Origin of the sequence: Hyphomicrobium sp. (assembly GCF_019753045.1) — a bacterium.
Classification (GTDB): Bacteria; Pseudomonadota; Alphaproteobacteria; order Rhizobiales; family Hyphomicrobiaceae; genus Hyphomicrobium_B.
In genome coordinates this window covers 41,571-63,970 of sequence record NZ_JAIELN010000005.1, presented here as the reverse complement: position 1 = coordinate 63,970, position 22,400 = coordinate 41,571, and the positions used below count along the sequence as shown (strand labels likewise).

28 protein-coding genes are annotated in these 22,400 nt (G+C 60.1%); 15 read left to right on the top strand and 13 right to left on the bottom strand.

Annotated elements, in window-relative coordinates:
* Positions 1-103: 103 nt before the first annotated feature.
* From K2Q04_RS05415 to K2Q04_RS05405, 3 genes are all read right to left on the bottom strand, one after another.
* A complete protein-coding gene (locus K2Q04_RS05415) occupies positions 104-784 on the bottom strand; it encodes a transglutaminase-like cysteine peptidase (protein ID WP_291160340.1) in 681 nt (226 codons plus the stop codon).
* Positions 785-943: 159 nt separating this feature from the next.
* Positions 944-1,573 carry a PilZ domain-containing protein gene (locus K2Q04_RS05410; protein ID WP_291160337.1) on the bottom strand — a complete coding sequence of 210 codons (630 nt, stop codon included), beginning with the start codon at positions 1,571-1,573 and terminating at the stop codon, positions 944-946.
* Positions 1,574-1,729: 156 nt separating this feature from the next.
* Entirely contained in the window at positions 1,730-2,494 is a 765-nt protein-coding gene (locus K2Q04_RS05405; protein WP_291160334.1) for a PAS domain-containing protein, read from the bottom strand.
* 114 nt (positions 2,495-2,608) lie between these two features.
* On the opposite strand from K2Q04_RS05405, the gene K2Q04_RS05400 reads away from it, so the two are divergent.
* On the top strand, positions 2,609-3,334 hold the full coding sequence (locus tag K2Q04_RS05400; protein WP_291160331.1) for a rhomboid family intramembrane serine protease: 726 nt from the start codon (positions 2,609-2,611) through the stop codon (positions 3,332-3,334).
* 186 nt (positions 3,335-3,520) lie between these two features.
* A complete protein-coding gene (locus K2Q04_RS05395) occupies positions 3,521-3,952 on the top strand; it encodes a CBS domain-containing protein (protein WP_291160327.1) in 432 nt (143 codons plus the stop codon).
* Here the strand turns inward: K2Q04_RS05395 and K2Q04_RS05390 are convergent.
* On the bottom strand, positions 3,934-4,938 hold the full coding sequence (locus K2Q04_RS05390; RefSeq protein WP_291160326.1) for a patatin-like phospholipase family protein: 1,005 nt from the start codon (positions 4,936-4,938) through the stop codon (positions 3,934-3,936). The genes K2Q04_RS05395 and K2Q04_RS05390 overlap by 19 nt on opposite strands.
* A 205-nt stretch (positions 4,939-5,143) precedes the next feature.
* Positions 5,144-5,560 carry a phosphoribosyl-AMP cyclohydrolase gene (gene hisI, locus K2Q04_RS05385; RefSeq protein ID WP_291160324.1) on the bottom strand — a complete coding sequence of 139 codons (417 nt, stop codon included), beginning with the start codon at positions 5,558-5,560 and terminating at the stop codon, positions 5,144-5,146.
* A gap of 248 nt (positions 5,561-5,808) precedes the next feature.
* Between hisI and K2Q04_RS05380 the strand changes: the two genes are divergently transcribed.
* From K2Q04_RS05380 to K2Q04_RS05360, 5 genes are all read left to right on the top strand, one after another.
* Positions 5,809-6,270, top strand: a complete 462-nt coding sequence (locus tag K2Q04_RS05380; protein WP_291160321.1) for an iron-sulfur cluster assembly scaffold protein — start codon at positions 5,809-5,811, stop codon at positions 6,268-6,270.
* Between the two features lie 296 nt (positions 6,271-6,566).
* The gene (locus tag K2Q04_RS05375; protein WP_291160319.1) at positions 6,567-7,202 is read left to right on the top strand and encodes a hypothetical protein; all 636 of its coding nucleotides are present in this window, start codon (positions 6,567-6,569) and stop codon (positions 7,200-7,202) included.
* Positions 7,203-7,272: 70 nt separating this feature from the next.
* Positions 7,273-7,551 (top strand): membrane protein insertion efficiency factor YidD, encoded by a 279-nt coding sequence (gene yidD, locus K2Q04_RS05370; protein ID WP_291160316.1) that lies wholly within the window; start codon positions 7,273-7,275, stop codon positions 7,549-7,551.
* A 111-nt stretch (positions 7,552-7,662) separates the two neighbouring features.
* Positions 7,663-9,606: a threonine--tRNA ligase gene (gene thrS / locus K2Q04_RS05365; RefSeq protein ID WP_291160313.1), complete on the top strand. Its 1,944-nt coding sequence runs from the start codon at positions 7,663-7,665 to the stop codon at positions 9,604-9,606.
* 153 nt (positions 9,607-9,759) lie between these two features.
* Positions 9,760-10,002, top strand: a complete 243-nt coding sequence (locus K2Q04_RS05360; RefSeq protein WP_291160311.1) for a hypothetical protein — start codon at positions 9,760-9,762, stop codon at positions 10,000-10,002.
* Between the two features lie 149 nt (positions 10,003-10,151).
* On the opposite strand, the gene K2Q04_RS05355 is transcribed toward K2Q04_RS05360, so the two are convergent.
* The 3 genes from K2Q04_RS05355 to K2Q04_RS05345 form a co-directional block, all read right to left on the bottom strand.
* Positions 10,152-10,961, bottom strand: coding sequence for a GTP-binding protein HSR1 (locus K2Q04_RS05355; protein WP_291160308.1), 810 nt, complete (start codon positions 10,959-10,961; stop codon positions 10,152-10,154).
* A gap of 85 nt (positions 10,962-11,046) precedes the next feature.
* Complete coding sequence (locus K2Q04_RS05350; RefSeq protein ID WP_291160305.1) at positions 11,047-12,006, bottom strand: lysophospholipid acyltransferase family protein; 960 nt, start codon at positions 12,004-12,006, stop codon at positions 11,047-11,049.
* Positions 12,007-12,027: 21 nt separating this feature from the next.
* Entirely contained in the window at positions 12,028-13,263 is a 1,236-nt protein-coding gene (locus K2Q04_RS05345; protein WP_291160302.1) for an FAD-dependent monooxygenase, read from the bottom strand.
* 235 nt (positions 13,264-13,498) lie between these two features.
* Here K2Q04_RS05345 and K2Q04_RS05340 point away from each other — a divergent pair, with 235 nt between their 5' ends.
* The 8 genes from K2Q04_RS05340 (at position 13,499) to K2Q04_RS05305 (ending at position 18,402) form a co-directional block, all read left to right on the top strand.
* Positions 13,499-14,803 carry a porin gene (locus K2Q04_RS05340; RefSeq protein ID WP_291160299.1) on the top strand — a complete coding sequence of 435 codons (1,305 nt, stop codon included), beginning with the start codon at positions 13,499-13,501 and terminating at the stop codon, positions 14,801-14,803.
* A 265-nt stretch (positions 14,804-15,068) separates the two neighbouring features.
* Entirely contained in the window at positions 15,069-15,425 is a 357-nt protein-coding gene (locus tag K2Q04_RS05335) for a hypothetical protein (protein WP_291160297.1), read from the top strand.
* A gap of 217 nt (positions 15,426-15,642) precedes the next feature.
* A complete protein-coding gene (locus K2Q04_RS05330) occupies positions 15,643-15,924 on the top strand; it encodes a septum formation initiator family protein (RefSeq protein WP_291160294.1) in 282 nt (93 codons plus the stop codon).
* Between the two features lie 136 nt (positions 15,925-16,060).
* A complete protein-coding gene (locus K2Q04_RS05325; protein WP_291160291.1) occupies positions 16,061-16,390 on the top strand; it encodes a DUF5076 domain-containing protein in 330 nt (109 codons plus the stop codon).
* Between the two features lie 234 nt (positions 16,391-16,624).
* Positions 16,625-17,011: a hypothetical protein gene (locus K2Q04_RS05320; protein ID WP_291160289.1), complete on the top strand. Its 387-nt coding sequence runs from the start codon at positions 16,625-16,627 to the stop codon at positions 17,009-17,011.
* A 202-nt stretch (positions 17,012-17,213) separates the two neighbouring features.
* Positions 17,214-17,501, top strand: coding sequence for a hypothetical protein (locus K2Q04_RS05315; protein ID WP_291160286.1), 288 nt, complete (start codon positions 17,214-17,216; stop codon positions 17,499-17,501).
* Positions 17,502-17,586: 85 nt separating this feature from the next.
* Entirely contained in the window at positions 17,587-17,841 is a 255-nt protein-coding gene (locus K2Q04_RS05310; RefSeq protein ID WP_291160283.1) for a GlsB/YeaQ/YmgE family stress response membrane protein, read from the top strand.
* Between the two features lie 93 nt (positions 17,842-17,934).
* On the top strand, positions 17,935-18,402 hold the full coding sequence (locus K2Q04_RS05305) for a type II toxin-antitoxin system RatA family toxin (protein WP_291160280.1): 468 nt from the start codon (positions 17,935-17,937) through the stop codon (positions 18,400-18,402).
* Between the two features lie 9 nt (positions 18,403-18,411).
* Here the strand turns inward: K2Q04_RS05305 and K2Q04_RS05300 are convergent, their stop codons facing one another.
* From K2Q04_RS05300 to K2Q04_RS05280, 5 genes are all read right to left on the bottom strand, one after another.
* Positions 18,412-19,263 (bottom strand): pentapeptide repeat-containing protein, encoded by an 852-nt coding sequence (locus tag K2Q04_RS05300; protein ID WP_291160277.1) that lies wholly within the window; start codon positions 19,261-19,263, stop codon positions 18,412-18,414.
* Positions 19,260-19,751: a CinA family protein gene (locus K2Q04_RS05295; protein WP_291160274.1), complete on the bottom strand. Its 492-nt coding sequence runs from the start codon at positions 19,749-19,751 to the stop codon at positions 19,260-19,262. Before K2Q04_RS05295 ends, K2Q04_RS05300 begins: the two co-directional genes overlap by 4 nt.
* Positions 19,752-19,859: 108 nt before the next feature.
* Complete coding sequence (locus K2Q04_RS05290; RefSeq protein WP_290988607.1) at positions 19,860-20,336, bottom strand: MarR family winged helix-turn-helix transcriptional regulator; 477 nt, start codon at positions 20,334-20,336, stop codon at positions 19,860-19,862.
* Positions 20,337-20,502: 166 nt separating this feature from the next.
* On the bottom strand, positions 20,503-21,123 hold the full coding sequence (locus tag K2Q04_RS05285; RefSeq protein ID WP_291160271.1) for a cation transporter: 621 nt from the start codon (positions 21,121-21,123) through the stop codon (positions 20,503-20,505).
* Complete coding sequence (locus K2Q04_RS05280) at positions 21,120-22,310, bottom strand: bifunctional 2-C-methyl-D-erythritol 4-phosphate cytidylyltransferase/2-C-methyl-D-erythritol 2,4-cyclodiphosphate synthase (protein WP_291160270.1); 1,191 nt, start codon at positions 22,308-22,310, stop codon at positions 21,120-21,122. Before K2Q04_RS05280 ends, K2Q04_RS05285 begins: the two co-directional genes overlap by 4 nt.
* Between the last annotated feature and the right edge of the window lie 90 nt (positions 22,311-22,400).

The window sequence follows — 22,400 nt, the reverse complement described above, 5'->3', positions numbered from 1 at the left end:
GGCCCGCAAACAGGTCGGACTCGATCGGGGGGAAAGGCCGGGGGAACGGCCAAAGATCGGTTTTATGCCCGGCCTGCGAAGTTCTTTCTCCACTATAGTCCAATCAGCGATACCCCGGCGTCGTCTCGATGATGCCCTGGTTAACCGACTGAACACCCGACAGCGCAGAAGGCGTCGCGGCGTCGTTCGGATCGAGCGATACCCAAACCTTCGGATCCATGTACGACTGCCGCATCACGTAGTGATAAGGCGTCTGGTTCCACAGCCGGACGACATCGACCTTGTTGTCGAGGATGAAATCGCCTTGCGTCGTGCGGGCCGTAAGTACGGCGTGCCCTTCGTTCTTTTCGTCGCGAACGACCGTCATAAGAAGCGATGAGGACGGCCAGCCCCGCGCGATGAGACGATGACGCTTAAGAAGCTGGTAATCTTCGCAATCGCCGCGTGTTTTCGGCAGCGTCCAGTATTCGACAACGCCGTAAACTTCGAGGTCGGTCGCAGGCTCAATCTCATGATTGACCGCCCGATTGATCTCGTCGAGCTCGCTCAAGGCCTGAGGTGTTGCCTGGTAACGCGCGTCATCCGGTGAGGTGACGACACATTCCTGAGGCATGCGATCACAGAAAGCCACAAAGCCATATGGCGGTTGGGAACTTCCGTATACCCGCATAAATTCCGGAGCTCGCGTCGCGGGGCTGACCACCGCTACCTGCTGCGCTGCCGCCGGCATTACTGCCGCAAATAGTCCAACTGCCAAGTAAATGGCTACGCTACCGTACTTCATGATACGCCCTCGAACACGGTACGATACAGTACGCGAGACAGCTGCTTTTAGCATGAATGCCCGCCGTGGCATTCGCACTAAAGTTACATCCAAATTGAACTTTAGGATTTTGGCAACTCGGCGGGCGATTTGAGGCATCACACAACCAACGCGTATTGTTCAGGGGAATCTGTCGCGCAACGCCTCAGGCGAAAGCAGCGACAGAAATTGTAAACCAATGCCGTGTCCGTGGTGACGCCGAACGATCGCCCGGGTTTTTCCAGCAATTACGAGGCTTCCGATCGGCGGCCGTGCCGGAGTGCCGATAGAAGCGCCAGATGCTGAAACATCGAGCAATTCAACGTCAATTATGACGCCCTCCTCGACCCTCAACGTCGTCCGTCTTCCGCGAGTTCCTATGCGCTCATGCAGCCGGCCGACCTCATCGGGGAAGTCGTCCTTGTTGACCAGCCACATGATTTGAGCCGCGAGCTTCTCGCGTTTGTGCTCAGTGACTTTAAAAGCAAATGCAAAGCCGTCGGACGTAATTCGCGCGACGACGCCTTCAAGGCCGCCGAGATGCTCGAGGTAGACGACGACGCGCTCACCAATTTCGGGCACGTCCGTCGTTCTGATCGCGGCGCCGCCGACCGAGATGTCCTTGAGCTGGCATGTGTATTCGGTGCGGTCAGGGCGCATAAAGCGGCCGGAAAGCGAAAGCGGAACCCTGCGATGCTTGCGCAAGTCTCCCGCCTTTAGCGCATCAGTCTGCTGCAGGACTTCCCGGATGATGCTCGAATGCACGGACATAGCCGACCCTTGGGACTGAACGGGGTGGGTTCATTGGGCGCTATCCGCGGTGTCAACACATGAACGCTGCCCAGAACGACTATGCCGAAGACCTCCTTAATGAAGTTCTAATCAGCGCATCAAAATCGATAGGCTCGGGGTAAGGTTATGTCCGTCCTAAAGATTATCCGTCTTCGCCGAAGTGCTGAGGCCGCCCTCATAGACGCGGAATTGCCGCCGCGCCGATCGCACGATCCGGGCCTCGCGAATGGTTGGGCAGAACGGTGACTGGCGATTGGCGGTTTCGATCTCGCGGCGTGTCGCGCCGTCGGGCCGGATGAGTTGATGCCGGACAAGCGAACGATGCGGAAGAGGGACCCTGCCGAGCCATTCCGGCCTGTCGATCGGCACGACCGAACCGAGGTAGCGTTCCACGACATCGCGCGTGTGAAGCAAAGGCAAGATCATGACTTCGAAAGCGGCCGAGTGACTGCGTCCGTCATGGGCTGAGATCTCGAATATGCCGACCGCGGCCTCCGATGTGATGAGCGATATTTGCCCTTCCAATGTGGCTGCGTCTTCCTCGTTGAAGAGCCCGAGAAGACTTTGTCCGCGCAATTCCATACCGAAGGCTTCGCCGATCCGTGTGCCGGCGAGGCGGAACCGCAGCGTCGCATAATCGACGCGCTCGAGAATGAACGTGTCGGGGAGATAGTGGGCAATGCTCGAGGGGTCGATTTCGAAACGCTTCGGCGCCAGCCGATCTCCTCGGAGGTCGTTCCAATAGGTAAACAGCGATTGGCTGACAGCTTCTTTCATGCGAACGGGCACCTGCAACAATTGCATCTTGGCCGGACGCGGCAAAAGCCGATCCGTACCATTTCGGCGCACGACGCTAACGCGGCGGCCCGATGGACCGTTGGGGAGCATCCTTCGTGCCATCCGGAGATCTTCCGCTGGAGGGCGCGGGTTCCCGGTGTTGCCCGGCTCGAACCGAACGGCTAACAACGGCCGTCCGGCAGCGAGATGCCGTATCGCATCAAAGTGGGACGGCCAGTGAACCGAGAACCAATCTTCAACGTCCCCGGCACGGTCCTCGCGATCATTGCCGTTTTGATCGCCGTCCACGCCGCGATGTCGTTTCTGACACCTGACCAGTCCATGTGGTGGCTGCTCGCACTCGCTTTCATTCCCGCGCGCTATTCGGGATTGGCAGGCGAGCTGCCGGGCGGCGACGTGTCGTCAGTCACGTCGTGGATTACGCACATGCTGGTTCACGCCGACATCACCCACCTCATGTTCAATTCGGCTTGGATGCTCGCGTTCGGATCCGTCTTGTGCGCGCGCCTCGGCGGTGGTCGCTTTTTAGCGTTCTCGATAGCAGGCGGAATGTGCGGCGCACTTCTGTTTCTATTCCTCAATCCTGAACTGCTGGCGCCCGTCATCGGTGCAAGCGGCGCCATTTCCGCGATGATGGGCGGCGTCATGCGGTTTCTCTTTCCCGCGATCGATAGGGGCGAAGGCTATTTGCTTCGCGAACAGCCGTCTGCAATTCCGGCACTAACGTTAAGAGGCGCATTAAGAGACAAACGCATTATCCTGGTATCGGCCGCATTTCTTGCGATCAATTTGCTGGCGATCATCGGCTTCGGTAAATTCGGCGAAGAGGGTGATATCGCGTGGGAAGCGCACGTCGGCGGATATCTATTTGGTTTGTTCGCTCTCGGTGTTTTCGATCGTGCAGCGCAAAATGATCCGCCGCCTTCACCGGATTTCGATTGAAGCCTTGCATTCATTCCGGATTTGCCCCAGCTTTTAGTCAGTTCGCCGTAAGAGCGGATATCAGTTAGGGTGAAAACGCAGCGTTGTGCCGGCTGAAGACCAGGCAAGCTTGCGAATCCTGTGGAGCGCGCAAGCGCAAAGCTCTGCCTTCCGTCACGCATGACGTTCGGAACGGAGGCTGAACCAGTGATCATTGGACAAATACTGAAGTCGAAAGAGCGCGGTGTCATGACTGCGCGTCCGGATGACTCGATCCAGGAAATTGCTTTGCGGCTCGCTAGCCGCAAGATCGGCGCCATCCTCATTCTCGGCGACACCGAAAACGTCGTCGGCATTATTTCAGAGCGAGACATCATACGATTGGTGGCGGAGCACGGAGCGGCAGCGCTCACGATGCTGGCCAAAGAAGGAATGACTCGCGATGTCGTTTGCTGCACGCGTGAGTGCACGCTCGACGAGATCATGGAAACGATGACGAAGGGACGCTTCCGCCATATTCCCGTCGTCGAAAACGGCGCGCTCGTCGGCATCATTTCAATCGGAGACGTCGTCAAGCACCACACGGCCGAGGTGGAACTTGAAGTGACCGCGATGCGCGGCTACTTGGCGACCGGCTGATCGTTGGCGATCGAGCCACCAGTTTGCAGGCGCGCGCGATTTGGTGCGCGCCTCGGATCGCATATTTCAATTTCCCGAACCATATCGTCCAGCTGACGCTCGACAGCTTGGCTGCCGCGCTCGATGGCTTCTTCCGCACGATGAAAATCGAAGAGGCCGACATCCTGAAGCCGCGGTGAAATCATGGCGTCGGGCGGATCACCGGCAAGCCGTGAACGTGCGATGCGATCCTGTACGATATTGAGAGCATCGACCATCACCGTCGAGATGCCGGGCGCGCCATCGCGCTTTCCGAGAATTTGACGTTGCAGAAGAGCGCGCACGCCGCGTTTGTCCTGCGGCTCTTTCTCCTGAGCCATGTGCAACGCCTCTTCGCCTTCCGCAAAAAGCGCCTCCGGTGTCGAGATGACACTGCCGCGGCCAAGAATATCGAAGTTCAAATTGACGGCGATAACGTAGCGCGCGCCGAGAGCGCGGCAGACCGAGACGGGGATGGGGTTCACGAGTGCGCCGTCGAACAGCCAGCGGCCATGGACTTTCACCGGTTTGAAAACGCCCGGCAGCGCATAGGATGCGCGGACGGCATCGACCAATCGCCCGCGCGACAGCCAATGCTCGTGCCCGGTGCCGATTTCGGTCGCGACTGCCGTGAAACGCGTTCCAAGATCTTCGATGTTGCGGTCGCCGAGATGTTGCTCGAGGCGTTCGCATAAACGTTGGCCGCTGATCAGGCCGGTGCCGGCGAAGTTCAAGTCGAGGTAGCCGAATATGCGCTTCGGCGTGAGTTCGCGCGCCCAGCGCTCTAGGTTGTCGAGATGGCCCGCCGCGTGGCAACCGCCGACGACCGCTCCGATTGACGTGCCTGCGATGATATCGGGCTTGATGCCGGCCCGTTCCAAAGCCCTGAGAACGCCGATGTGCGCCCATCCGCGAGCGGCACCTCCGCCCAGCGCCAATCCAATCCTAACACCCGCCGAACGATCCATGTTGGCACTCCCTGCCAGCGGGCGACGGCTCTACCAGCCGAGCAGCGCTCGCAAACCTTATGCTAGCGCTGCGGCATTAAGGCCCCGCTACCAATAGGTAATCAAGGTGTGAACAAGGGGAGAGAGAACAACTAGCGGAAACGCCAGGAGACTGTTGGCCCTCATGTTCAATCAGGCCAGCACATCCTCTCAGACAATCGTCGTCTCAGGCAGGCGTCGTCGGCGTCGGAAGATCCGCAAACTCGAGGACGGGCGTTCCGTTGCCGGTCGCCTGCACAACTCGGCGATAGAAGCAGGAACGAGCGCCCGTATGGCAGGCGACCCCGTCGCCCTGAACCTCAGCGGCAATCCAGATGACGTCCTGGTCGCAGTCGGTACGCAGTTCGACGACCTTGAGAAGGTTGCCGCTCTCATCGCCCTTCTTCCAAAGCTTGGCCCGCGACCGGCTCCAGAAATGCGCAAACCCGCTGGCGATCGTTTCCGCCAGGGCTTTCTCGTTCATATAGGCGAACATGAGCACATTGCCGGACGCGGGATCCGTCACGATCGCGGGTATCAAGCCGTCCGGTCCGAATACGGGCCGGAAGGAAAGGGTGGTCTCGTCGGTTTCGCCGTCCGCCATCTGCAACTCTGTCTAGGTTGGGGCCATCATTGGAGCCGCTATAATATCGGGTCCGCCGCCGCGCAGGCCAATTATGGCGGTTGGAAAGGCCCAATCGTGCTGGGATCGTTGGGGTATCGTTCCGCGTCGGAATGCCGGCAGATCTCGTATTCACGGCCGGCAGGCCTTATATACGGCGACTGATATATTTAGACGAGAGGCGGGACACCGCCCGCGATCCAAAAGACCATAAGACGTAAAAGAGACCTATGGCCAACCTCGATGAGATCTACAACACACGCATTCTCGAGCTGGCGGGAGCGATCTCGCGAACAGGAAGGCTAGCTCATCCCCATGGCACCGCGACGGGTCATTCGAAGCTCTGCGGATCGACCGTGACCGTCGATCTCGAGCTGGAGAATGGCCGGGTCAGCGATTTCGGCCAGTCGGTCAAGGCCTGCCTTCTCGGTCAGGCTTCGGCATCGGTTATGGCCCGCGAGATCGTCGGCTCGACGCCGGAGGAGCTCCGCACCGTGGGCAACGCGATGCGCGCCATGCTGAAGGAAGGGGGACCGCCCCCCGGCGGGCGTTGGGCGGACCTTGCGGTCCTCGAGCCTGTCCGCAACTACAAAGCGCGCCAAGCTTCGACGTTGCTTGTATTCGACGCCGTCGAGAGAGCTCTTGATGACGCGCTACATCGGACGGAGGCCGGGCTGCAGGCTGCGCGCTAACCTTTACTGCAATTTTTTGCGACTAAGGCTGCCGCGAAATCATTCAGCCAATCGACGAGCACGATACGGCATGCTGTATGTCCAAAAGACACGACCGGCAGGACGCATCCGCGCCGACAGCCTCAGCAATGCCATCTTTTTCAAGCGGTTACATCCGGCAAACTGAGTGTGGAAGTCGACCCGTCTGCGGAGTATGCCAGTCACGAGTCGAACCGAGTCGAAGAGAATTTCGGGCAGGCCGAAGCGGCGTCGGGTGCGCCCGCAAGCCGTGGCCCTGACCAGAAACGGAGTTTCAGATGGCAGCGCAGGACAACGATAGCGGCGCGCGCGCGGACAGTGCGGCCTCATCGACCAGCGCGCTCAAATGGGCCGTGATCGCAATTCTCGGTTTCCTCGCGCTCTATGGCTGGCATGGCAAGACGTCGGCCGAGGGCGAACTTACGGCGATGCAGGGTGAAGTGACCTCGCTCCGCAAGGCGGTTGACGATGCCGCGCAGGTAAGAAAATCATCGCAAGACGAGATCGATCGCCTGAAGGCCGCTGAGACCGACGCGCTGCGTCAGGTCGACGAGGGCAAGGCCGACGTCTCGACGGCGATGGCGAAGGTGTCGGAACTCGACAACAAGGCGAATGCCTTGACCAAGGAAACCGACGAACTGAAAGCCAAACTCGCAGCCGCCGACGAGGACGCGAAGGCGAAACTCTCGGCAGCCGGAGACGAAACCAATAAGGTCAAGGCTCTGCTCGATATCGCGAACAAGGCGAAGGCCGATGCCGAAGCAGCTCTGGACACCATTCGTGCCGAAAACGACAGCCTGAAATCGCAGCTGAGTGCGGTCCAGAAGGAGCTGGACGCGGCGAAAGCGGCGTCCCAGCCGGCACCGGCCCCTGCAGCTCCGGCTCCTGCGGCACCGGCAACCCCGACGCCCTGATAACTGCTACCTGATATCTGCGACGGGTTTGCTCTTGCGTCCGCCCTGGGACTTGGCGTCTGCTCACCCTATGAGTTCCACGTTCGCCAAAGCGCTGCTCAAGGCCCCTGTCTACGTCTACCGCTACACCTTCAAGAGCATGGCGGGCGGCCAGTGCCGCCATTGGCCGACGTGTTCTGAATACGCACTTCAGGCCATCGAACTGAATGGGGCTTGGCGGGGGTTCTGGCTGACCCTCTCTCGCTTCGTGAGATGCGGACCTGGCGGAACGCACGGCGTCGACATGGTGCCCGATATTCGCGCCGTTAAACACACCTTCCAGCCCTGGCGTTACGGCCGCTGGCGCTAAGCCGGTGCTGCAATTGGGCTGACTTGACTCGTGGCCCGCCACGCCCCATTAGCGCATTCGAAATCGACTTACGCCGCGTTCGTTTGCGGCGAGTGAGCAAAGGAGGCCGCGATGAGTGAAGTCACGATTACGTTCCCCGATGGCAAGCAGCGCCAAGTCGCTTCGGGAACCACCGGCCTCGAAATCGCGAAGTCGATCTCGCCGTCGCTCGCCAAGCGTACCGTTGCCATGCAGCTCGACGGCGCATTGGCCGACCTCGCCGATCCGATCACCAAGGACGCGTCGATCAACTTCGTATCGCGCACCGATCCGGCAGCTTTGGAGCTGATCCGGCACGACGCCGCGCACGTTCTCGCCGAAGCAGTGCAATCGATCTGGCCCGGAACTCAGGTCACCATCGGCCCCGTGATCGACAACGGCTTCTATTACGACTTCGCCAAGCAGCAGCCGTTCGAGCCCGAAGACATTCCGAAGATCGAGAAGCGCATGGGCGAGATCATCGCCAAGAACGCGCCGTTCACAAAGGAAGTCTGGACGCGCAACAAGGCGAAGGAATTCTTCAAGGACAAGGGCGAGTACTTCAAGGTCGAACTCGTCGATGCCATTCCTGAGGATCAGGACCTCAAGATCTACAAGCAGGGCGAATGGCTCGACCTCTGCCGCGGCCCGCACATGACCTCGACCGGTCAGGTCGGCAAGGCTTTCAAGCTGATGAAGTTTGCCGGCGCGTATTGGCGCGGCGATTCAACGAAGCCGCAGCTCCAGCGCATCTACGGCACCGCATTCGCGACCGAAGACGAGCTCAAAGCCTACCTGCATCAGCTTGAAGAAGCCGAGAAGCGCGACCATCGCAAGCTCGGCCGCGAGATGGATCTTTTCCATTTCCAGGAAGAAGCGCCGGGCTCCGTTTTCTGGCACGCCAAGGGCTGGACGCTCTTCCAGACGCTGATTGCCTTCATGCGCCGTCAGCAGCAGCGCGCGGGCTATCAGGAAGTGAACTCTCCCGACATGATGGAGAAGCATTTCTGGGAGCTTTCCGGCCACTGGGAAAACTACGGCGAGAACATGTTCACGACCGTCCTGCCGGACGAGCGCGTGTTCTGCTGCAAGCCGATGAACTGCCCAGGCCACGTTCAGATCTATAAGAACGGCCTGAAGAGCTACCGCGATCTTCCATACCGGATCGCAGAGTTCGGTAAGGTGCATCGCTATGAGCCGTCGGGCGCCCTGCACGGCATGCTCCGCGTGCGCCATTTCACTCAGGACGACGCCCACATCTTCGTCACCGAAAATCAGATCATGGAGGAATGCCTCAAGATCAATGATCTGCTGCTCGGCATCTACAAAGACTTTGGCTTCGACGACATCGTCATCAAGCTGTCGCTGCGCCCTGAGAAGCGCGTCGGCTCGGACGCGTTGTGGGACAAGGCCGAAAAGGCTTTGTCGGACGTGCTCGACGAAGTGAAGCGTCGCTCGAACGGACGCATCAAGACCGAGGTTCAGCCGGGCGAGGGCGCATTCTACGGACCGAAGCTCGAATATGTGCTGCGTGATGCCATCGGCCGAGACTGGCAGTGCGGCACGACGCAGGTGGACTTCAACCTCGCGGGCCGCCTCGGCGCGTTCTACATCGACGATCACTCCGAGAAGAAGACGCCGGTGATGATACACCGCGCCATTTTCGGCTCGCTCGAGCGCTTCACCGGAATCCTGATCGAGAACTTCGCTGGCCACTTCCCGCTGTGGCTCGCGCCGTTGCAGATCGTCGTCGCGCCGATCGTCTCAGACGCGAACGACTATGCGGCGGAAGTCGCCGAGAAAGCGAAGGCGCTAGGGCTACGGGTCGAGACGGATCTTCGTAACGAGAAGATCAACCTCAAGGTCCGCGAGCATTCGCTGGCGAAAGTGCCGGTCATCATCGTCGTCGGAAAACGCGAGGCCGAGGAAAAGAAGGTCTCGATCCGCCGCCTGGGTTCCCAGGATCAGTCCGTGCTCAGCCTCGATGAGGCGTTAACCGCGCTGTCCGCCGAGGCCGTGCCGCCGGACCTCAGATAACCGGCGCCGCGACCAGCAGATGTGATCTGCAGCCTGAATATCGGCATATCGGCGGCCTCACATCGCCGATATTTCTTTTGGGCCAGCCGCGTGCAACCAACGCGTCGGGCTCCGCGTTTGCACCATGAACCTGCAACGAACGGAGTTTTGACGATGGCCACATCGACCCAGTACGGAACGAACTCAATCGACGACATTAAAGGCAAAGCCAAGCAGACGTTCGACGAAGCTTCCGACCGCGCCCAGGAGATGGCAGGTCAGGCTCGCCAGCAGGTTGGCGAAGTTGCCGGCAATGTGAAGGGCGCGATCGATAGATCAGTAAAGGATCAGCCGATCGCAACATTGGCTATGGCAGCCGCAGTCGGCTTCGTCATCGGCGCTCTTTGGAAGTCGTAATCACGCGCTCGCGAGTAATGCAGCGTTAGTCAACGTTCCGCTCGTGAGAACATATTAGGCCGCCGAATGGCTCCATCGGGCAACTGTCCGTCTGGGGTTCTCGGCGGCCTTCGTGCGTTGGATCGCGATCAAAACGAACTCTGAGCGAACTATTGTTTCGGAATTGTCGCCGGTAGATTTGCGGTCTTGCGAGCGGAGGCCGCTTTCTTGAGTTCGCCACTATAAAGATCGATCGACGCTGCTCCGACCTCCTGAATGAATGCCCGAACCAAGCGGCCCGAGATCGTCCCCTTGAGCCACTGGATCAGGGAGTTCGATAGCTTCTCGCGCAACTCGTACGTAGCGGCGGTCGCAGGATTGAACATCCGCGCAAGACGCCATACCGACCACGCGCGGCCCGCAACATCGTAGATTCCGCGCCATCGATAGACCTGCGCGAACTGCGCGACCGTCAGGCGGTTGCCAAGCGGAATGGTTCCCTCGAACACCGGCCTGAGACGTGCGCTCACCTGTTCGATGAGCGTCAACGCTTCTGGAACGGTGAATCGCAACATCGGGTCCTTGCGGTCCGGATGATAGGTCTTGGCGACGATCTCCACCGTCTCGAGACCGGTATTCAGCAGATCGTTCCACGATCCGATGGTTCGGGTATTTGCGTCGCTCGCAAATGTATCGACGGACCTCTGTGCAGCCGCACGCATCGGATCGCCATCGGAGGAACTGCGCGGCGGGATGATCTCGGCGACCGGCTCATCCGTGCCGGCCTTAGGTGGGGGCCCGAGAGTTCGCCGCTGGAAGACGAACGCAATCAGCGTGCAGCAGAGCGTCGCTATAGCCCAATAGATCAGGTAGCCATGCTGCCAGAGCCACAGGCTGCCGAGCGGGATAAGCGCCAGCGTCGGGAACAGCAGTCCAAGGAAAACGATCAACAGCCGTAGTGGTGATAGGGCGTCGCTCATCCGGCGCTCCGTCGCGGTTCAACCTCGGAAAACGCAACCGATCGACCCGAAGTTCCTATTCAGGTCCGGAGGCAACGTCCGAAGCTCATTTCCAGCGACGGTTCGACCACATCCACTGTTCTGGGAATTCTCTCACCCAGGCTTCGAATTGACGGGTCATCTCGGCCGTCGCCCACTTCACGTCCTCGCCCTGGTTGGCCGTTCGCGGTACGCGAAGTTCTTTGAGCTCGATCTCGAAACGGCTGTCCCGGCCGATGCGCCGGCATCGAGCCATCCAAATACGAGCGCCTACCCGGCGCGCGATCATCGCCGGGATGCTGACAGTGCGGGCGTCTCTTCCGAAGAACGGGACCGGAAGTCCGGTATGATCATAGAGATCGCAAACGACGCCGAGACGGCCGCCGTTGCGAACGTAATCCATGATGACCCGCGCGGTTTTCTGGCTTTCGCCGTGATCGCCCTCGACTTTGCCTCGGCCGAAAAGACCGCCTGGATAAAGATCGCGGCGCTGATAACGGACATATTGGTCGATGTAGGGATTGTTGACGGTGCGATAGACGCACGCGGGATTGGCGCCCGAGATCGTCAACGGCCAGATGGCAAGCTCCCAGTTCCCCATGTGAAGCGACGCGCCGACAATCGGCCCGAGCTTGCTCGAATATCGGTTGAAGACCTCAGGGTTCTTGATGGTGAGCCGCGACGGCTCGGCGATGATCTGATCGATGCGCATCGTCTCGGCCATGACGCGCCCGAGGTTTTCCCAATGGGCGAGCGCAATGGCTTCGCGTTCCTTTTCCGACTTCTCCGGAAAAGCGATCCTCAGATTGTCGAGCGCTCGATTGTGGCGCTTCGGGTTGATCCTGGGCGCCAGACGGCGCCAGCACCAGGCCGAAAAATGCGTCGCAGCGTCGAGAGGCACCGAGCGGACCACCCCGGCAACACCCCGAAGCAGCCAATACTCCAGCCTGAACTGCAAATCGCGCAGCCGTGAAACTTCTGGCGTGGACAGTGCCCGACCCTCGTATTGCCGTTGACCGAGGGTCATGCTCCGCCGACGAGGGGCCCGTCAAGCGTCCATCGCCCTATTTCCCCCGGTCAGAGCCGCGGGCGAGGCCATCAAGTCGGGAGTCGAAGCGGACGGTCTGAAACCTTCCCGCATGATCCGAACCCGCAAGGCGGGGCTGGAAGCAAGTGCAAAGAGGCCAAACCCGCGGGCGAGGCCGACGCCCGGCAGGTTGCTCAGGAGCGACCGGTTCAGAATGTCGACTGCGAAAACCCGCGTCGCAATGTCTCTGCGTCGCGCGCCTTCATAACGAGCGAGCGTAGCGTCGCCGCCGACATCCGATCCATTACGTTTCGCCTCGCTGGCTATCTCGGCAATGGTAGCCGCATCCCGGAAGCTGAGATTGAGACCCTGCGCGCCGATTGGCGGAATGACATGGGCAGCTTCACCGGCGAGCACAACCCTGTTTTTGCCGAGCGAGCGCGCGGTTTGTCCCGTCAGCCGAAAGGCCTGCCGCGGGGAGAACTCCGAAAGCGCGCCCAAATGTCCTTTGAGTTCTGCATTGAGCGCACGGGCAAAATCCACATCATCAAGCGCAAGCAATCTCGCGGCCTCTTCGGGAGTATCGACCCAAACGAGGTGGGACAGCCCGGATTGGCCGGGAACAACGGTCAACGGCCCGGCGCGCCGATGCAACTCGGTCGATATGCCCCGATGCGGACGCTGGTGCCGGAAGGTCGCGACGATTGCCGACTGCGGATACGACCAGGTCGAAACCTCGATGCCGGCGAACCGCCGCGCCGAAGATGCCCTGCCGTCCGCCGCCACGACGAGCCGCGCCCGGATCTCGTTCCCGTCGCTGTCCGAGACCACAACATGATCGGCTGCCGAGGCGAAGCCCGTCACGCCTGCGCAGATAACGCGGTTCACGCGCCCAGCGCTCGCGTCCTCGAGAGCCTGGGTGAGGAGGACATTCGGGACATTGTAGCCAAAGGCGTCGAGTTCGATTTCCTTTGCCTGGAAATGCACCTCCGGCGCGCTCAGCAAGCCGCCGCTCGCATCCGCAATGCTGATTCCGGAAATGGGCGCGGAGACATCGGCGAGCGCCGGCCAGACCCCGACAGCTTTCAGAAGATCGATGGAACCGCCGAAGAGCGCCGATGTGCGCCCGTCGGCAATACTGGAGCGCGGGCCGAGTACGGCGGTGCTAAGTCCCGACACCGCACAGGACAATCCTGTAATGAGCCCGGCAGGGCCGGCGCCCACGACAGCAATGTCAAAAATGTCTTCTCGGCTCATGCCTTAGCCCCTGAAAGTGTGATCATTGAAACACAGAAATGCTCCAAAGGGCAGCCGTTGCAGGCGTGCAACGCTGTTTGGGGCCGGACTGTCACGCATCTGTTAAATTGGCGTGGTTAGCAGACACGTAAGTTGCTCACGGAGAAAAACTTCTCAGGGGCTACGGCGAAAAATCGCCCGACGCGAAGGGGATTGCGCGTCGTCAAATTTGGGGTCTGTAAACAGAGGGGCACCGATGAAGTCGGTATTCAAATTGTCTAGTAGCCGTATGGCGTTAGTGGCGGCCTTCGGGTTGGCCATTGGATTTACACCGGCTCAAGCAGCCGATCTCGGCGGCGATTGCTGCGCCGATCTCGAAGAACGCGTTGCCGAACTTGAAGCCACGTCGGCCCGCAAAGGTAACCGCAAGGTTTCGCTGACCATTACAGGTTGGGTGAACGAAGCGGTTTTCGCTTGGGATGATGGCAGCGAGCGCAACGCCTACGTCGGCACGAACACACTGGAACAGTCCCGCGTCAAGTTCAACGGCGAAGCTCAGATCGCTCCAGGCTTCTCTGCTGGTTACACCCTTGAAATTGGTGCTCAAGGCAATCCACTGAACGGTTTCAACCAGAATTCTCCCTCTTCTTCCAACAGCAACGCTCTCACCGTTCGTAAGAGCAACTGGTGGCTGAAGAGTAAGGATTATGGCAAGCTCACGGTCGGCCAAGAAGGTACCGCACTCTATCACTTGCTTGACGATGCCGACGGCGTCAACACACGCAACTTCTCGGACGCGCAGGCTCCGGCCGTCTACCAGGGTGGCTTTTTTCTCCGTCATAACGGCGCGCAGGTCGGCGGTGGCAATGGTGTCACCTGGGGCAACATCCTCGCTGGCGTTGACAATGGTACCGTTGGTCAGGACGGACGTCGTAACATCGTCCGTTACGACTCGCCGACGATCGCTGGCTTCGTAGTGACCGCAAGCTGGGGAGAAGACGACCTTTGGGGCGTGGCGCTGACCTACACCGGCCAGTGGGGCGACTTCAAAGTCCTTGGCAAGGCCGGCTACGGGAAGAACTCGGACGAGAATATATCGGCGTGCTCGAAAGGCCTCTCGGCTCAAAATTGCGAACTTTTCGGCACGGCAGCAACGATCCAGCACGTTCCCACGGGCTTGTTCGTTTATGGCGGATTTGCGCAGAACACCGATAACCGCATTCGCGAGAGCGATCCCGGCGCTGATGCGACCAGCACGCTCTGGTATATCCAGGGTGGTATCGAGCAGAAGTGGATGCCGATCGGCAAGACGACCATCTTCGGCGAATATCGCAACGATAACGGCGGCAGCAAGCTGAACGTAAACTTCAACGGCGGCAACCTGCAATCGACGGACATCAACTTCGCCGGTGCAGGTATCATCCAAAACATCGAACCTGCAGCCATGGATCTGTATGTCATGTACCGTCATGCTGACGGTTCGATAACCAACACAGCTGACACGCGGCTCAGCCTTGATGCATTCGACATGGTCATCATGGGCGCACTGCTGAGATTCTGATCGCTTATCTCCCGTCTGCGTCAGAGTATTGGGGCTGCCTCCGGGCGGCCCCTTTTTGTTGAGGATTCGCAATCTGAACTTCGTGACCAGCTGCGGGCGCGAACCCCTGGAAACGTGTGTCGTCCTAGCAACATGGCTATGCTACAACAGCGACGATAAGAAACGTCCTCTGTCCAGTTAAGGATGGGCTAATGCCATTGAACTTCTGCTATCTACCGCGCAACACTACGACATGTGCGTGCTTTCGAGGCATTGCGGGGTAGACGTGAGACGATTGATTATGGTGACTGGCATGCTGGTGGCGTTGGCCGCCGCGGCGAGCACCAGTGTATTGTCAATGGAAGAGCAACGCGGGGCGATCCCTGGCGGCATGGCCGTGCCTGATGCCCCGAAGGCTCAAGAGCAAGATCCCGCTACCGCTAATCCTTCCAGAACCGAGGGAACCGAAATCAGAATTCCCGGTCTCGGCAAAATCGGCACATTGCCGAAAATGGACTTCGGGCTCGATCTTCTGTACGGCGCAGCCGAGGACACTAACAAAGCTCCCAACCTTCCCGATTCTCAGAATTCCGATGATCAGAAAGACCTGATGATCCACGGATCGGTGAAACACCGCTTCTAGATGCGAGCGGCCGTCTGGCCTCGCTCTTCCGCGCGATTCTGCCCATCAGCGCTCACTTCTGACATGCCCGTCAGTCAGCTGTCCGTTCCTGGACACCGGGTTTACCCGCTCTTAATCGGCCCCCTCATATACCGTCGATCTCGCCCTCTCTTCTCGGGATCGCCAATTGCGTTACTTGAGCCACTCAACGAACAGGCCGAATGGAGCCGGGCGGCTCATGGAGCAGTTCGCGATTACTTTGGCCTGTATCGCCCTGACGAGCTATTTCGCCTACCACATTCGATATGGACGGCACGGTCTCGAGGCGCGGGCTGGCCTCGTCGAGCGCTCGGCGCTTCTCGATTTCGAGATCAAAGGTCTCGAAAGTGTGCGCACGAAACTCCGCCATGACGTGGCGCTACTGTCTCCCGAAGTCCCGAACGCCGATATCGTGGAAGAGACCGCGCGCGACATGCTCGGCTATGTGCGCGCCGACGACAAAATCATCACCGCCCAATAAGCACCGTAGTTGATTACTACGCCTTGGCATCTCGCAGCTCCAAATGAGTGCTCCCGTGGGATAATCGCCGCTTGAGCACCAGGCCGAGAGTGGCTACGTCAGAGATGCGTTTGGTGCATCGAGGGGAGTCCATGAAATGTCAGACCTGCAGGATTCCGACGTCCTCCTCGAACTCGATATTCCGGAAGAAGTGCCGGAGGCCGAGCAGGCCGTCGAACTTATCAGAGCTTGGGTGGCGGACGGCGCACTCGTGGTAACCCTCAACGGCGAAGCGTTCGGGCCGCGATTGGAAGAATGGGGCAGATTGCTCGCGCAGATCGGGCACCACGTCGCGCGTTCGGCTTCCGCGAACGGAGAATCGGGCGAACAGCGCATGATCGCGGCCGTCCGTAAGGGCTTCGACGAGGCTTTCCCGAAGAACGAATTGGCTGCCTACGGCAAAAGCCGTAAGCGCGTCACCCACTAGCGCTCGACAAGCGGGCTTCCTGGTGCAGCGGGTGTAAAGCGCGCCATGAACAGGGGGCGTGCTCTCCGCTCTGTTGCCGATTTGCGCCAGATATTTGATCTCCACACTTTCGGAACTTGCCCGCGCTTTGGCGGGGGATGACAGGGGTGCCCCTCCTTGCGCCGCGTCCTCTCGGATCGCTAACAATCGGTGCGTGCGCGTTGAGTTGTGGGTGGCAACTCTCTGGGGGTTTCGATGAGAAAAGTTCATATTGGCAAAATCGGTTTCGTCGTCGTTGCGGCGGCGCTTACGTGCGGATGTGCAAACTCGGGTTTTGATCTTTCAACCGCTTCGGTAACGTCTCCGGAGAAGACAGCAGCGAAATCGGACCCTGTCTGCGCCTCGCTTGCCAGTCAGATCACGACGTTGAAGGGTGACGGCACAATCGAGCGACTCGAGAAGGCGGCTGACGGAAAAGGCGACAAGGTTTCTGTGAAGCGCGCAGCTCTCCAGAAGCAGGCCGAGCTCAACAAGGCCTACGGCGAGTATCAGACACGCTGTGGCACGGGCGTTCCCAACCAGGTCGCGTCGCAACAGGCGGCGAAACCGGCCGCAGCAGCAACGACTCCTGCCGCGAACTGACCTGATCCCGAGCATTGACGCGACGATGGCACGCACGCTTTTTCGGCGTGTGGAAAACAGGTGTTTTGGAATTTCTGTTGCTGCATCAGTGCCACAGGAAGGCCACGGGGGATTGCGAAGGCTCCCTGGCTGTGATCTCTGCCACGATAGAAGAGCCTTCCTTGGGAACCTCTTCCTAAATTCAAGCTGAGTGAGACGGATAATGCGGGGTTGTTTAGCGGTTGGTTTTGTAATCGCTCTTGGCTGCGCGCTGCAGGGATGCGGTGGGGCTGCGGGAACGACCGGCGGCGATCCGGGAGCAAGGCCACTTCCTCCGGGCGAATCGTGCGGTTCGATTCGCGGCGAACTCAATCGACTGGATTCTAAAGGCGTTCCCGCTCAAGTCGAACGCGCCAGCGGCGGCGGCAAGCTTACGCCGGCCCAACGCGCGGACGTCGACAAGTACAACGACCTGCTCAACCAGTACCTGGGTGCTCGCTGCCACGTTTGAGCGCCCCGTTTTGATTCCACAGTGACGAACCGGAAACTGCGGTTCAGTTGCCGCCGTTTCGAAGCGGAAAGCCTTCGGAGCTAACATGGACAGTCAAACGCGCGATTTGGTGATCTTCGCAATTATCGGGATCATCGCCGGCTTTCTGGCGTCTCTCGTGGTCGGAGGCGACGGTCTGATCCGATACCTGATCACCGGCATCATTGGCGCCTTCGTCGGCGGTTACCTGTTCAAGGCGCTGGGCATCAATCTCGGTATCGGAAACGCCTTCGTGTCGGAAGTCGTTACCGCCGCGATCGGCGCGATCGTGATCGTGCTGCTCGCTCGCCTCATCGCCTGATAGAACAAGGCGCGATCAACCCCGCGCAGCGGTGCGGCCGCTTGAAGCATATGCTTTCCGCCCAGAGCCGACCCGTGCCATAAGACCGGCGCCATGCCATCTTTCTCAACCCAGCGCCATGTCCGCTTTTCGGCCGAGCAAATGTTTGCTCTCGTCGCCGACATCGAAAAATATCCCGACTTCCTTCCGCTTTGCACCGGCCTGACGATCCTGTCACGCCAGCAAACCGCCGGGGGAGAGGAACTGACCGCCCGGATGAGCATCGGCTACAAATCGATCGCCGAAAGCTTCACGACACGCGTCGTGATCGATAGGCCCGACCGGCGTATCGATGTCAGCTACCTCGACGGTCCCTTCAAGCACCTCGAAAATCGCTGGAAATTTTTGGACAATGCATCGGGCTCGATGGTCGACTTTTTCATCGACTACGAATTTCGCTCGAAACTGCTCGGCGCGCTCATGGGCGCAATGTTCGATCAGGCATTCCGTCGTTTTACCCACGCCTTCGAGGAGCGCGCCTCTCAGGTCTATGGCGCGACGCCCAAGACGGCGGAAACCTGACGGCGAAAACTAGCGGACGCTCTTGTCCGAATTTTTAGCGAGCGCCAAGCCTCTGAGCCGATCCAATCCCTTGGCATTGCGAAGTTTGGTGCCTGAGAGATTGGCGCCGCGAACATCCGCATCGGTCAAGTCAGCATCCGTCAAATCGGCTCCCGACAAATCGGCATTCGTCAGATCGGCGCCCGAAAGGTCTGCGCCTCGCAGGATAACGTCGCGCATGATGGCGCCATGGAGCCGCGCAAAACTCAATTGCGCTCGGCCCATATCGGCGCGCGTGAGAGTGGCGCCCGCCAAATTCGCGCTCGTAAAGTCCGTCCGCCAAATGTGTTCGATGAAGCCCGTGGTGTACGTGGGTGCACAATGGGAATCGGTGAGGTCGGCGCCGGCAAGATTCGAGCCCGCGAAGGTTCCAAAAAACCGCGCGCCCCGCATCGACGCGCCCTTGAGGCTCGGTGCCTCGGCCGGAAGTGGGGCGAGAGTTGAGAACGACGATGGGCGCATCAGGCTCGCATTGTCGAGGCGAGCGCCGTCGAGTTTCGCGCCGACGAGAGTGACGCGGTCCAGTATCGCGCCGGAGAGATCCGTTCCCGAAAGGTTTGCACCCGAAAGATCGGCTCCGAACAGATTGGATTGACTGAGGTCCGCCTGCTTGAAGTCGAGGCCCGAAAGATCAAGCCGCGTCAGATCCCGATGATTGAGGGAAGGGTGGCTTCCGGGAGCGGCTCGAAACACCAGGAGAGAGACGTCCCGCGCCGACATATCGGCCGCGGCCGCCGGCCCGAATGCCAGCGCACTTGTAGCCGCCAGGACGAGCGCGCGAATGGCGTCACCAGAGGATGCCCCGAATATTCCCCGCCTCATGCAGCCACCTCTAGAAGCATCCTGAGGGCCGCCCGGAGGCTCGCGAGGCGAACCTCGTCCCTCCCAACCTCGCCGAACATATGGCGTTCGACGAGCGGAGCGTCGAACACGGAAGCGATCCCGATGTAAACCAGCCCGACGGGCTTGTGCGGGCTGCCGCCGCCGGGCCCGGCGATGCCCGTGATGGAAACGGCCAGATCCACGCCCGTCGTCTGGACGACGCCGTCCGCCATGGCATGGGCGACCGCCTCGCTGACGGCGCCGTAGCGCTGGATGAGCCCGCTATCGACCCCGATCATGCTTGACTTCGCATCGTCGGCGTATGTGACGAAGCCACCGAAAAATACGTCCGACGACCCCGCGATGGCCGTAATCGCGCTTGCGACGAGGCCGCCCGTGCAGCTCTCCGCCGTCGCCAGCATTCGCCGCTTGGCCCTGAGAGCGGCAATGAGCCGGCGCGCATCATCGAGTACGTCAGGTGGAAACACGCGGGAAGCCTCGCCATTGCTCCCAAAAGAAGGAGGGGAGCGCTTCAGATGAAGCACTCCCCGACAAAGCTATCCAGAGAGAGAAGAATGTGCAAACGGCTTGGCTGATCAAGCCGCGGCTAAGACCTCAGCATGTGAAAGCAGGCTATCGAGGACGGACCGGCTATCGGAACCCATGGCCCCGACAGTACGCTTCTGGGCATCTTGCCAAATCGGGTAGGCATCCTTCAGGACCGCTTGACCTTTGGGCGTAAGGTGCAAGCCGCGTCCCCGCCGTCCGGCGGGAGGATCCATGATGATATGGCCAAGTGCCAGGAGTCGCTTCAAGTTGCGAGAGAGAGTCGATTTTTCAATGTCGAGTTCGTGACCGATCTCGACGGCCGTGATCCCGTCACGAGAAGCCAGCTGGGCTAGCAACGTATACTGGCTCGCGGTGATGCCGAGTGGGCGCAAGGCATCGTCGTAAACCCTCGTGACGATCCGCGAAAGCTGACGCACACGGGTCGCTAAGCACATCTCCGATTGCGCCTCAGCGATTGTGCTGATGGCGTCGTCGACAGGCTTGCGTTCTAGATTTTGGGGCATGATGTTCATATCGGCTCCCGTATGAGCACTTTCGTGGGTCGTGGCAATACAACCACTTAACCATTTGATGCCGCGATTCTGCCTTGAGGGTCAACGAAGAAAGCCGTTGCAAGGCAGCATCAAGTTCGTTGGCGAGACGAATTGATGGAGGCATGCAACCCGGTAATCACGGTTTGGCCGAAACGTGTTCATCCCGGGCGGCCTGATAGATTTCGACGGCTGCTCCGGCGTTCAGTGCCGCGATGCCAAGGCCAACGATGAGATCCGGCCAGCGGGAGGCCGTTCCTGCAGTCAAAAGTCCGGCGAACACAATTGCGATGTTCGCGGCCACATCGTTACGCGCCGACAGAAACGCTGCTTTGGTCAAGCTGCCGCCTCCCGCTCGAAACGGCGCGAGAAGCCACGCACAGAAGGCATTGACGGCAAGCGCACCCAACCCGGTGAGGCTGAGCGGGACCGCATCCGGAACGCGCACGTCTGCAAAGTTCTGCCAAGCCGTCCAGAGCGTCGCAAGACCCGGAACGAGAATAATCACTGCAAGGAGCATCCCGAGCTTGGCTCGGCGAGCAGCGCTGAAACCCAAGCCGGCGAGGATAAGCAGATTGATCGCGCCATCCTCGAGGAAGTCGACGCTGTCGGCAAAGAGCGAGACGGATCCGATCGCGACAGCCACGGCAAACTCGATCCCGAAATATCCGAGATTGAGCGCCGCAACGTTCCTGACCGTCGTGCGCAGACGAGCATTCGTTGCGATGTCGTCGGCAGCAGGATTGGGTGCCTCGCTCATTTGGCCTCGTCAGCCGGAACAAAGACCATCGCCGATGCCATTGCGGCAATGCCTTCGCGGCGCCCGACGAAACCCATGCTTTCCATCGTCGTTGCTTTGATGCCGACGCGGTTCGGCGGAAGACCTAAGACTTCGCCGATCAAGCTCTGCATCGCCGGACGGTGCGGTCCGATGCGCGGAGCTTCGGCAAGCACGGTAACGTCGACGTTGCCGATGCGGCCGCCGGTCTCGCGAACGCGGCGAACGGCGTCCTCGAGAAACAACCGCGACGCCGCGCCCTTCCATTTCGGATCGGACGGCGGGAAGTGCTGACCGATATCGCCATCTCCGATCGCTCCAAGCAGAGCATCAGTCAGCGCGTGCAGCACCACGTCGGCGTCGGAGTGTCCCTCGAGTTTGTGAGTGTGCGGAATTTTCACGCCGCCGAGCCAAACGTGGTCGCCTTCTGAGAAGCGGTGAACGTCGAAGCCCGTGCCGGTACGCGGTTCGAGCGCGCTGGTCATCTGCCGGTCTGCCAATTCGATATCCTCTGCCGTTGTAATTTTGATATTGCCGGTTGAATCTTCGACGATGGCCACCTCGAGACCGGCCCATTCGGCGATCGCGGCATCGTCGGTGAACGTGTCCAAGTTCTTCTTCGCTGCCTCACGGTGGGCGGCGATGATAGGCGCGAATTGAAAACCTTGGGGCGTCTGCGCGCGCCATAGTCCAGCGCGGGCGACAGTCTCCGTTACAACGCCTTTCGCGGAAGTCCGCTTCAGAGTGTCGGTGACCGGCAGCGCTGCCAAGGCCGCGGGCCGCTCGCGAAGCGCTGCAATGACGTTGGATATTGTTTTTGACGATACGAACGGCCTCGCGGCGTCGTGGATCAAGACGACGTCGGGAGCAGCGTCAGCCAAAGCCTCGAGACCGCGTAAAACGGAGGCTTGCCGGCTGGCGCCGCCAATGGCGGCGGGTGAGAGCTTTCCGAAGCCAAATCCCGCCGTGGCGCGCTCGTACAACTCGCCATCGTCAGCATGGATGACGACCTTGACCTCGGTGATCTCCGGATGCCGCGCGAAGGCGTCGATCGCGCGGGTGAGGACAGTTCTACCTCCGATGGCTGCATACTGCTTCGGACCGGCGCCCTGGCCCGAAGCTGCGCGCGTCCCCCGACCGGCCGCGACGATCAAAGCGGCAATGCGCAAGATACGATCTCCCTGGAAATGCTCTATGGTTGAAAACCCAGGCCTTCCGTGCCCGCTGCCGCAAGCTTTCGCAACACCCTGTTGCCCGCT